At 36.0% G+C, this 12047-nt stretch carries 11 protein-coding genes; all 11 read right to left on the bottom strand.

The annotated features are described in order from the left end of the window. Positions 1–20 precede the first annotated feature (20 nt). Positions 21–785, bottom strand: coding sequence for a glycosyltransferase family 25 protein (locus tag HMPREF3032_RS03890; protein WP_072270760.1), 765 nt, complete (start codon positions 783–785; stop codon positions 21–23). Between the two features lie 39 nt (positions 786–824). Then, the gene (locus tag HMPREF3032_RS03895; RefSeq protein WP_062402095.1) at positions 825–1949 is read right to left on the bottom strand and encodes a glycosyltransferase family protein; all 1125 of its coding nucleotides are present in this window, start codon (positions 1947–1949) and stop codon (positions 825–827) included. Positions 1950–1975: 26 nt separating this feature from the next. Next, positions 1976–2728, bottom strand: a complete 753-nt coding sequence (locus HMPREF3032_RS03900) for a glycosyltransferase family 2 protein (protein ID WP_062402097.1) — start codon at positions 2726–2728, stop codon at positions 1976–1978. A gap of 51 nt (positions 2729–2779) precedes the next feature. After that, the gene (locus HMPREF3032_RS03905) at positions 2780–3757 is read right to left on the bottom strand and encodes a glycosyltransferase family 2 protein (RefSeq protein ID WP_062402100.1); all 978 of its coding nucleotides are present in this window, start codon (positions 3755–3757) and stop codon (positions 2780–2782) included. Positions 3758–3820: 63 nt separating this feature from the next. Then, positions 3821–4774 (bottom strand): dTDP-glucose 4,6-dehydratase, encoded by a 954-nt coding sequence (rfbB, locus tag HMPREF3032_RS03910; RefSeq protein ID WP_062402102.1) that lies wholly within the window; start codon positions 4772–4774, stop codon positions 3821–3823. Positions 4775–4804: 30 nt separating this feature from the next. Beyond that, entirely contained in the window at positions 4805–6760 is a 1956-nt protein-coding gene (locus HMPREF3032_RS03915; protein WP_072270756.1) for an LTA synthase family protein, read from the bottom strand. A 156-nt stretch (positions 6761–6916) separates the two neighbouring features. Then, complete coding sequence (locus HMPREF3032_RS03920; RefSeq protein WP_231723406.1) at positions 6917–7789, bottom strand: sirohydrochlorin cobaltochelatase; 873 nt, start codon at positions 7787–7789, stop codon at positions 6917–6919. Between the two features lie 189 nt (positions 7790–7978). After that, complete coding sequence (locus HMPREF3032_RS03925) at positions 7979–8293, bottom strand: hypothetical protein (RefSeq protein ID WP_009353541.1); 315 nt, start codon at positions 8291–8293, stop codon at positions 7979–7981. 104 nt (positions 8294–8397) lie between these two features. Beyond that, entirely contained in the window at positions 8398–8988 is a 591-nt protein-coding gene (locus HMPREF3032_RS03930; protein WP_062402106.1) for a phosphatase PAP2 family protein, read from the bottom strand. Positions 8989–9157: 169 nt separating this feature from the next. Further along, positions 9158–10393 carry an S-layer homology domain-containing protein gene (locus HMPREF3032_RS03935; protein WP_082717786.1) on the bottom strand — a complete coding sequence of 412 codons (1236 nt, stop codon included), beginning with the start codon at positions 10391–10393 and terminating at the stop codon, positions 9158–9160. A 286-nt stretch (positions 10394–10679) separates the two neighbouring features. Continuing rightward, the gene (locus HMPREF3032_RS03940) at positions 10680–11891 is read right to left on the bottom strand and encodes an S-layer homology domain-containing protein (protein ID WP_082717787.1); all 1212 of its coding nucleotides are present in this window, start codon (positions 11889–11891) and stop codon (positions 10680–10682) included. Positions 11892–12047 lie beyond the last annotated feature (156 nt).

Raw genomic sequence — 12047 nt, forward strand, 5'->3', positions numbered from 1 at the left:
TATCTATTTTCTGCTTTACATTAATACTCCAAACTCTCAAATGGTTTATATAAAACTTTTGATAATCGTTTTAATTGTGCTTGTACTTTTTGCTTACACGGTAATTCTGTATATAACTCTTTATAAGCTTTATTTTTTAATGCAGTCCGATTATATACCTCATGTCGTTCCGCTTTAATATTAGAGACTTGTGCTTCATCTTGTATTACTAGATCTTCATTTAAGCAAAATAAATCTAATGCTCCTAGCCAATAGTAAAATTTGAATGCATCTATTTCAAAACGTATAGGGCTTTGTACCTTTAAAATACTTTCAGCTCCTGCTCTATTAATAATATATCCATGTGTACAAAAAAGGTTTCTAGCAGAATATATAAAAAGATTATCTTTAACGTTATGCAGTTTTTTATGATGATAAATACTCTTTTGCAACACTACAACAGCTGGTCTTGTCATATGGTTGACTATGCCCATAATCTTTTTAATAGTTTCTATAGTACACTCATCTGAAAATTTAATATCATCCTCAAATATAGCTATCGAGTTTTCATTTGTTCGTAAAAACTCTTCATATACTTTCTTATGACTTAAGGCACAACCTACTTCACCTTTTGATAAAAATGTGTTTGCTATCGTATGCGCATACACTTCTTTATCATTCATTCTTGTGGCCATAATGGCATCTGTGAAATTAGGCTCTTCAATCCCAATCTTGTAAAACTCATTATACACTAACTTTCGACGTTTCTTATTATCCCTATCGGATATAACTGTGTAGTTTATCATCATTCTTTCACATTTTGTTTACACTACTTTTCAATAGAATTATCCTTCTAAAATTTGCTGAATCAAGTGTTTTCCACTATATTTTTGATTTGCAGCTATTAATCCTTCACTAAAAGCTTCTGGATAATTATGAATAGCATGTACAAACTCCTCCAACCCTTTCACAATTGTGTCTTTAGATGTCAAATCTAACGTATGTCCAATATGATAGTTTTCTAACACTTCAGGGTTAATTTCTTCCGACACTAAGACTGGTTTATTAAATCCTATAGCTGTAAATAAAATGGCACTGCATTGATATCGATATCGTTCTGCTCCATATGGTAATAACAAGGCATCTACATTAATCAATTGATCGTCCCATTCTTTACCTATTAAATTTTTATGTAAGAACCGAATATTGTCATATGCACTGTATTCTTTCATCATAGATTCAAATAGTTCTGCATCTGTAGGTGTAACTGTTGCCCCCTGTACTAGTAAATTAACTGGACAATCAAATTTCGCCTCTATAAAGGCATCTAAAAACTGATTTAATTGTTTTTCTTTTCTAAACTGTCCAAAAAAACCTATTGTTAATAGCTCATTACTACTAGTTCTTACTACGCCTTCTTTTGGAGTATACACTGGAGGGACTACAGATGAAATATTTTTCTTATTCCCATCATTATATTCATCTCTAAATGTCAAAACTTTTAAATGAATATTTTCGTAGGGCTCACACTGTTTAGCTTGTAGTTCAAATCGTGATCGCTCTTTTTCCATAATTCCATGAAATAGCATAATAATAGGAACAGGAGAGTGTTTCAATTGAGTACGAATAATAGACCTAGCAAATCTAAAGCTCGCCGTAGGGATAATTAAAGCATCACATTTGCCATCTAGTATTTTTTTATAGGCAGAATTAAACCAAGCTTTTCGTCTTTTCTCTCGAAGCAAGGACAGCCACATACGTTTCCAACGACTGACTCCTGCGTAGGAAATCGCTTCACCGCCCTCTAGATATTCTACATCTACTCCATAATCAACTTTAAATGGAAAGTTTTCTGGAACAAAAAACACTGGTTCATGACCTTGCTTTTTTAACTCCTCAACTAAAATTCTATCAAATTCTACTTCATGCCCTGCCGGCATAACTATACTCTCTAATATAGCTACTCTCATTGGTGTCTCCAGTATTTTATATCTTCTTACAACTTACCATTAGATTTCAGTAAATAATATAATTTTACATATTTTGTCATCGTATAAAAGTAATGATTAATAGATAAAATAAATCCTATTTTTCCATCTAAAAATCCACGATCCAATATATACATTTTAAAGAATGCCCACATTGGTCGTAACATAATATCTCTTACAAAAGAGCACGATTTTCCTTCATCTTTATAACGATTAGCCGCCAATGTTGTATAGCTATTAAATTTATTAAAATATTGTTGCCAATTGTCATACGTATAATGATATAAAGCCCCTTGTAGCTTTTCTTCAGAATAAGGGCTACTTATTTTTTCGTGCACATATCCAATAATCGTAATTCCGTCTTTTGGTAATAGCCGAAGAACTCTATCAGGTCTCAATACGCCATGCGTAGCCTTATTATGATGAAACACATTGTGCCGTTCTAAGAGATATGCTCGTTTTTCTTCCTTCACGACTTTCGTAATAGATGTATTTAGTTTCTCTGAAATACGTTCATCTGCATCTATAAATAGTATCCATTCATATTGAGCTTGTTCAATAGCAAATAATCTTTGTTGAGCCCAATTATTCTGTAAAGGATGGGAAATAACTTTAGCTCCCAAGCTTTCAGCTAATGATACTGTCTCATCTGTACTTTCATCATCAATGACTAATATTTCATCAGCACATTGAATACTAGTAATACAATCGGCTATATTTCTTGCTTCATTTTTTGTCAAAATAATAGCTGTTACACTCATATGTATTTCCTTTACCTATCCCAAATCTAATCGTCTTTTTTAGTAGTAAACTTACTTAATCCCTTTACTCCATTTAGAAAGTTTAGAAAACAACTTGAACACACTAAGACAGTTGTTATACAACCACCATAATATGCGTTCTTTTTTTCTAATCGTATTCCATGCTACTGTGTCTAGCATGGCTTCCGCTAACCATTGTTTAGTATCTTTATATTCTTGTTCATACTCTGCAATCATATCCGTATTAGAATAAAACACCGTTAATAAAGAGATAGCATTTTTTATAATTTCACCATGTATATAATGTAATTCATCATGATAGCCATGCTGCTTAGCAAAGAAAATTTTTTCATGATTTAAATACAAGCTATCATATTTTGGTTTCACTCTAAATGACCGTTGTGTAATAGAGTTTTCTCGTTTTATGTAATGATAAAATTGATAATCCAACCATCCCACTTTTTTACACTCATTAAAGATTTTATATAAAGTGCCCAAATCTTCAAAGACTCTACCTTCTGGGAAATGAACTTTTTCCAATAGATTTTTTTTGTAAATTTTGCCCCACGCACTAACATTTTCATCCCGTAATCCCATAGAAACCGCCGTATGATGGTCATACAACTTTAGCATCCCACTTCCAATAGATTCTATTGTTTCTTTACGTGTACTACTACAAGATATAATATCTAAATTATGTTCTTCTATATACGAAATCATAGTTGCAATCATATTGGGATGAATAAAATCATCACTATCGATAAATGTCACTAGATCTGCATAAGCATGTTCAACGCCTACATTTCTTGCCTTACTAAGTCCACCATTTTCCTGACTAATAATCCGAATTCTCTTATCTTTTTTCTGATATTCTCTACAAATATCTACTGAGGAATCAGTACCTCCATCATCTACCAATATAATATCTAAATTTGTATAAGTTTGAGTTAGGACTGAATCTAAACACTGCCCTATATATTTTTCTACTTGATATACTGGTATAATTACCGACAATAACGGGCTTAACATATTTCCTCCGTAATATCTAATATATACTATATATAGCTAATGGACTTAATTTCTAATACTATCCTAACTTTTTAAGGTATCCCCATACCATTCCACAATTCCTTTTAAAGAATCTTCCATGGTATACTCCGGTTTCCATCCTAAGCTTTGTACTTTGCTACTATCAACAGCATAGCGTAAATCATGGCCTAAGCGATCATTCACATAAGTAATGAGTTCATAAGGCTTATCTAGTATACCTAGGATTTGTTTTACTAAATCGATGTTTGCAATTTCTTTGCCACCACCTATATTATATACTTCTCCTATTACGCCTGCTTGTAAAATGGTATCAATAGCCCTACAATGGTCCACAACATGAATCCAATCTCGTACATTCAATCCATCACCATAAACTGGCAATGGTGCCTCCTGCAAAGCGCGTTGTATCATAAGGGGAATTAATTTTTCCGGATACTGATGAGTTCCATAATTATTAGAACATCTAGAAATAGTAATAGGTAATCCGTAGGTTTTATAATAGCTCAACACCAACAAATCTGAGGATGCTTTCGAGGTTGCATAAGGGCTACTAGGTAGTAACGGGCTTTGTTCCGTAAATGGGCTCCCTCCTTGCAAAGGTAATGTGCCATATACTTCATCAGTAGATACATGATGAAATCGTTCTATACCATGTCGTAAACAAGTATCTAATAAAATTCCTGTTCCAACAACATTCGTCTCTAAGAATACTTGTGGTCCAATAATACTTCGATCCACATGAGTTTCTGCTGCAAAATGCACTACCACATCTGGCTTATACGTAACAAACAAAGTATCTACGAAAGAAGCATCTCGAATATTCCCTTCCACCATAGTCAACCTAGAATCTTCTAGTAAGTCTTTTATATTATTCTTATTTCCTGCATAGGTTAACGCATCTAAGCATATAAAGAAGTCCTTTGCATAGATGTCCATCATGTATCGTAAGAAGTGGCTACCTATAAAGCCACAGCCACCTGTTACTAAAATATTCATATTCTCTATGCACTCCTATACAAAAAGAAACTACTCCACCGTATTCCCTCGAACAATCCGCCACACGCTAATGGTCCGCAACGCCTTAATATACTTCGCATACTCTTCTGGCATGGATGCCCCTTGTTCATGGATACCACTATTGTCAACATACAATCGATGGTTAAAACCCATCTTAGGCGATGTAAACAAGCTCGGCATTAAACTCATATAGGTATCGCCCTTACGACCCACTAGCTCTGCCAAGGTAGGATTAATTTGCAAGGCACTACCAAAGCTACTTTCACTCAGCCAACTAGGGTTTACGCCTTGTCCATAGACGATAAAAGGAATAGCCGAGAAAGTTGGAATATCCACTTGGGTAGCAAAACTAAAACGTTCAGAGTGGTCACCTGTAATCAAGGTTAACATCGTAGGATCTATTGCTTCTACCTCACGAATCATGTTACCCATTGTCATATCTGCATACCAGAAATGGCCGATTTCGTTCACCGTTTTGTCATCCTTTTTGATAGAGTCATCGCCTTTACCAATTACCTTTGACGCATCAAAACCAGCTTTTGCTAAATCTACCGAATACGGTGGATGATTAGAGGATGTCATAATAAAGTGGAATACTTTTTCACCTGGTTCTTCCCCTTTTACATAATTGGTAATCGCCTTAAACAAATCTCCATCAGGGGCTCCCCAAGCATTACCTCCTTCATAAGGGAAACTAGTCGCACCATGGAACTCGTCAAACCCTTGCGCTAGGGCAAATCGTTCCACATCTTGCCAAGTCCCAAATCCACCATACCAGAACACTGTTTTATATCCAAAATGCTTCATCATTTGTGCAATACCAGTACCATACTTCGATTTATAGGACTGCCCTTCATAGTTCGGATATAAACCAGCATCAGCTAAGCCTGTGACAAATCCATTAATAGCTGGCATAGTGCCCGTACCATGAGCTAGCATATATTTCGTGTGCATCGCTTTTGGCGAACTTTGAATTGCCTTGCCTTCTTGTACAATATAAGTACCTAATTCTTCATAGTTTGGCAAGAACGGCCACAAACCATAGCTTTCACCTAACACAAAGATAACATTATGCGGCTGAGTAGGTAATTTTTCTTCTGTAATGGTCCGTGTGAAAGCTTCATCAATGGTAGCAGCCTGTGGATTTCCTCCCACAGATTGGATCACATCTTTGAGCTCAGCCCCTGTGATGGTAATCTTCTTAGCTTGTTTAGACCGTTCATAAATGGTAGACACTCGTTTCAAGGCTTGTCCATCATCTAAAATCGCTTCATTTAATAGATTAGACTTCGTCCGTGCTGCATTTTCCCAATGGATGGAACCATTATAGGTAAAAGCTCCGCCAAAACGTAATCCAATACCCACTGCAACTACTAAGAAAATAGACCCTAATACTGTGGCAATTTGTTTAGCCTTACCACTTACTTGTATCTTCCATGTACGATTGGTATATACTTTCATAAAGACATAAACCATAATAACACAGAAGACAATCGCTAAGGGTAAGCGCCAAAGCAATCCATATTCAGAAATCCCGGTTTGCAACGTAGCTCCAATATCGTCATGAGCTCCGTTAATAATCATAGCATTAAAGCTAGCATGGAAGATTGTAAAGTAAGGAATACGTAAGCAAAATAAAAATGTAAATATAGCGGTACTAATTCCATACATCCATCGACGTATTGCCCAAGATGAATACCATTTACACCCTTCTCTACATAGAACACCGGGTAGCGTGGAAAATAAAAAACTGAGTAATACAATAGCACCTGCTGTTTTTAAACTAATACGAAACCCTAGCCATAGTGCCTCAAGAATATCTCCTAAACTAACCTCCCCTAATTGATCTTGAAAGAGTGCAATAAAGGCAATCCGAAACACCATAAATAGTGCAGAAAACCAAAGTAATCCTTTTACATCTAACTGTAGTCCATGTATCCAGTTAGTCAGCTTTGTATGTCCCATGAGTCTATTCCCCTTGTTATGAATTGTGTTGGCATCTACTTTTTCAGATTACCGTCATCGTTCGTCATCATTACCTTTCATTATACTCCATATTCCTTTAACAATCAAAAAATCGCATACCATGACGTATCATGATATGCGATAGTTCACATTGTCTTATGCAGTTCTGAAAGTGCCGTGTTTCACAACCGGTTTGCCTTCTCCTGTTTCACGTTGACGCAAAGTGCGACGTTCTGCACTACGAATCACTTGGGATAAATGTTTCACAAATAATTCTTGAATGTATGGATTTTCTCCTAAACCTTCATTCCAAATGGAAACACCATACCCTTGTTGTCCCAACAAAGTAGCAATAGAATCAGATCGTTCACCTCCTAAGTAATCCATTAAGTGAGCGGAGCCAATCAATGCCAAAGGCACCACCAATACTTCTTGATGATCTAAGCGTTCTAACAATGTCAGTGCTTGTTTAAAGTTAGGGAATCCATTGGCTGTGAATACCACCACATTTTGCCCTGCTCCGTACAAACATTTCAATTGTAACGCACTGTATTCCAATTGATTTTGACCATTAGCCATAAGCAATACAGTTTTATTTAATGCACGAATGTTAATGTGCTTAATGATTGCTTCTATGGTATCAGAGTAATCATCTGCATAATTTTTCACCCCTAAAGAGTTCAACAATGGTTTGCCTACTGTAGCATGCAAGCCACGGTCGTGTGCTTCTTTCATCACTTCTTTACGCATTTGTACATAACATTGATCCCATACTAATGCAAATGGCTGAACAAAAATCTCCGTTACCCCTGCAGTAGCCAAACTTTCAATGGCACCCGTTAAAGTAAATACATTTGCCTCATATTTTTCATTCCATTTATCCACTAATGCATCCGATAAAAATACACGACGTACTTCTACACCTGGATACATTTCCTTAATCCGTCGTTCCATAGCTCCTACTGATGCTTCCACCGCATCTCCGTAGATAGAGCCGAATGTTGCTAACACAATACCACGTTGATTCATATATGCCTCCATATTCATTCCTTGTTTGTTGGGTTACATAAACACACTTCTTAATACCTATGATACGTCACGTTTCCTATTATGTCAATGATAATTTTTCTCATTTATTAAAATAATTAGAAGATACTAAAAAAGGTCTAACAATAGATAGCATTATCTATTATCAGACCTTAGATGATTAGCATATACTTATGGTTGTGAAATAATTCGCGGTGCTGCTACCTTGAATACATCACGCAATAACGGCAAGAACCGCCCTTCAATTAATGTTCGATTTCGTTCACTTTTTGTAATTAGCCATAACGCTGTCCCATTGTATTTAATAGAAATTAAACTATTAATATATTGATCAAAATCGGATTGTCCCATTTTCTCACGCAATTCTAACAATAAAGAATGTAAGGGCTCCCCTTGATACTCAGGGCGTTCCAATACTGGTGTAAAGACTACTTCATACACAGAATCACTATATTGATTAGGACCTGCAGAACTTTGAAAATCCATGAATGACCTCCTATACACTATATGTACCAGTATATGTATTAAGCTAATGATACATTATATAACTATGCACTTATACACTATTTGTCCATTACTACTGTATGCAATTAGTATCTTTCTTCTGGTTGAAATCGTTTCATATAGGCATGCATGAGTCGTCTATCCAGTCCTTTGTATACACGAACTACACCACGACGTAAAAGTTTATTATATAGAGCAGTTAAAATCCATACTAAAATGAAAGCCCCTAGTATGTCCCCAGGGTAATGATTCCCTACAAACACCCGAGAGATTCCTACTAAAATAGATCCATAGACCATCCAGGTCCCCAAATTCCAACGATAGAATAAAATACCACAGGCAAGAGCCATAGTCCCTACCGCATGATCACTTGGGAAACTAGCATCTGCTGCATGATTCACAATTAACACCACAGTATGGTCTACAAATGGACGATTTTCATAGAACATAGATCCTAAGATGAAACTACCAAGTAAGCAAATCACAAAAAGTACACCTGTAGCAAAACTTTCACCACGTAATTTAAAGTTACGAGTACGGAATCCTTGCATATATAGCCCAGCTAATATAAAAATATAAATGTACGGTACAACTTTAGAAATGACTATCATTAGGGCATCTAATACAATACTCTGGTTAGCCATATCATTGATAAGCGAAAACAACCAATAATTCATTATAACACCTTCCGTTTCCTAGAAATGAATATATTATGTCTTATTATATCATGTTCCTTCTAGATTGTAATGTGTTGATTATAAAGTAAAATGAAAGATAGAAACGTATATATAATATAAACAAAAAAGAACTCCCGAAGGAGTTCTTTTCATATGTGTAACTATCAAATTAGAATTTGTAGTTAAGTTCTGCACGGTAGTATTCTGGCAAGTCAACAGATTTGTTGTTGTCATCTTTTTTCTTGCTATCGAATGTAGCGTAAGCAGAAAGACCAACGTTTTTAGCTACAGTGTAATCAACAGTTGCTAAGTAACCTCTGTAGTTTTTATTTTGATCTGCTAAATTCCAAGTATTAGATACTACTGGAGCTTCTTTTTTCAAGTCAAAGTATTGAACTTTTGCACCCCAAGTGCCAGATTTAGCCATATCAGCTTCGCCATAACCTACGCCTGCAGTCCAAGCTTCACCAGCTGCACCTTTAGTTTCTTGTTTAGCATATTCGCCACCAACCCAAACTTTTTTACCAAGTTTAAGATCTAAGGATGTACCATAAACGCTATTTTCTCCTTTTTTGTGAAGGTCAGCATAGAAACCTTTTACAGCTACTTTTTCAGTTGGCATGTAGTTTAATTGGTAAACTGTGGTTTGAACATTAGCTTTTCTTTCAAGGCCTTCGTTTTCACCACCCATAAGATAACCGTATGCAACAGATGCGTTTAATTTGTCTTTACCAACAGTTCCCACAGCACCTTCGAAATAATCATCATATACTAAGCCATTACCAATCATTAAATCTTGACGGCCAGCTGTTGCTGTAGCATATTTACCGAAGTTATGTTGTACATATACATGGTCAACAGATGCTTTTGTAGTATTGTCTTTATCATTTTGACCAAATTCTTTTTCAGTAGCTACACGAACCACTGCTTTAGTGTTGTCATTTACTGTAGCATCGAATTGTACACGAGCACGGTAATCAAATTTAGATTTATTAGAATCAACTACACCATCTTTATCTACGTTTTGATAACGAAGACGAGCATCGCCAGTAAATGCGAAGTTGCCTACTTTGTTTTCCAATGTAGAAACACGAACACCTAAGTTGTTCAATTCAGCGGAGAATTCGTTAGCTAAACGGTTGATGATTGCGTTTTGTTCAGCGTCAACACGATCTTGACGAGCCATAGCTTTTGCTACCATTTGAGCCATTTCGAAACGAGTGATGTTATGTTGGCCTTTGAATGTGCCATCTGGGTAACCGTTAACGATACCTTGGGAAGCTAATTGAGATACTGCTTGGTATGCCCAATCTTGTGGAGTTACATCGGAGAATGGGTTTGCTGCGAATGCAGAAGTAACACCCAATACTGCTGTTGCAGCTAATACTGCTAAATGTTTTTTCATGATTATTACCTCTCAATGAAAAATAAAATAATATAAATCGTCTCCTATAGCGAATTAGATTGGATCATATCATCCTATTACTTTTCAATGGAGTGTCCACGTTTCCTCACATATTAGTAAACGGTTTCTGTAATCTAATCTAAACCTTCCATATTTGACTTGAGACCATCATAACATAAGAAATAATAAAACTCAACAATATTTTTCCGTTTTTTACTCAATTCGTTTAATTTTCAACAAAAAAAGAACTCCCGAAGGAGTTCTTTTTATATGATTAACTTGCAAATTAGAATTTGTAGTTAAGTTCTGCACGATAGGATTCAGCTTGTGCTTTGTTAGCTTGATCTTTAGTATCAATAGTAGCAGTAGCTGCAAGACCTACGTTTTTAGCTACAGCATATTTAGCTGTTGCATATACACCTTTATTACCTTTTGTCGCTAAACCTAGTGCGGAATCGATTACAGGCGCATCTTTTTTAATATTGTAGTATTGACCTTTAACAGACCAAGTACCTTGTTTTGCCATGTTATAATTTCCATAACCTAAGCCCGCTGTCCAAGCTTCACCATTAGCACCTTGAGTTTCTGTTTTCACATATTCACCGCCAGCCCAAACTTTGTTGCCAAGTTTAAGATCTAGAGATGCACCATATGCATTATGTACATTTTTTTCATGAGCATCAGCATAGAAACCTTTTACTGCTAATTTTTCAGTTGGCATAGTGTTCAATTGATATACTGTTACTTGGGAGTTTTCAGCACGAGTCGCTTTACCAAGTTCTAATTTACCATATGTTCCACTTTGTAGATAGCCATATGCCACAGACGCATTCAATTTATCTTTACCAGCTGTAGCAACTACACCTTCAAAAGTACCACCATCAAATGCAAGACCATTACCAACTGTCAAATCTTGGCGACCAGCAGCTACAGTTGCATATTTACCGAAGTTATGTTGTACATATACACGGTCGATAGCTGTATCAGGGTTGCCTTTTTCACCAAACTCTTTACTACCCATTAACCGTACTACTGCTTTTGTATTGTCATTTACAGTTGCTTCAAAATTTACACGACCACGATAGTCAAATTTAGATTTACGAGCATCCTCTGTACCAGTATAGCGAAGACGAGCATCACCAGTGAATTTAAAGTTGCCCACTTTGTTTTCCAATGTAGCAACACGAACGCCTAAGTTGTTCAACTCAGCGGAGAATTCGTTAGCTAAACGGTTGATGATTGCGTTTTGTTCAGCGTCAACACGATCTTGACGAACTAATGCTTTAGCTACCATTTGTGCCATTTCGTAACGAGTGATGTTGTTTTGTCCTTTGAAAGTACCATCTGGGTAGCCGTTAACTACGCCTTGTGCTGCCAATTGAGCTACTGCTTGGTATGCCCAATCTTGTGGTGTCACATCAGAGAAAGGATTTGCTGCAAACGCTGAAGTTACACCCAATACTGCTGTTGCTGCTAATACTGCTAAATGTTTTTTCATGATAATTACCTCTCAATGAAAAATAAAATAATATACATCGTCTCATATATATAGCTTGACTGATTATATCATCGTATTACTTTTCATGGAGTGTCCAAGTTTCCTCAACATTCAGTAATGACATATCTATAATCTAAATCATAGCAAACATACTTG

It is taken from the genome of Veillonella sp. DNF00869, assembly GCF_001553345.1.
Lineage (GTDB): Bacteria > Bacillota > Negativicutes > Veillonellales > Veillonellaceae > F0422.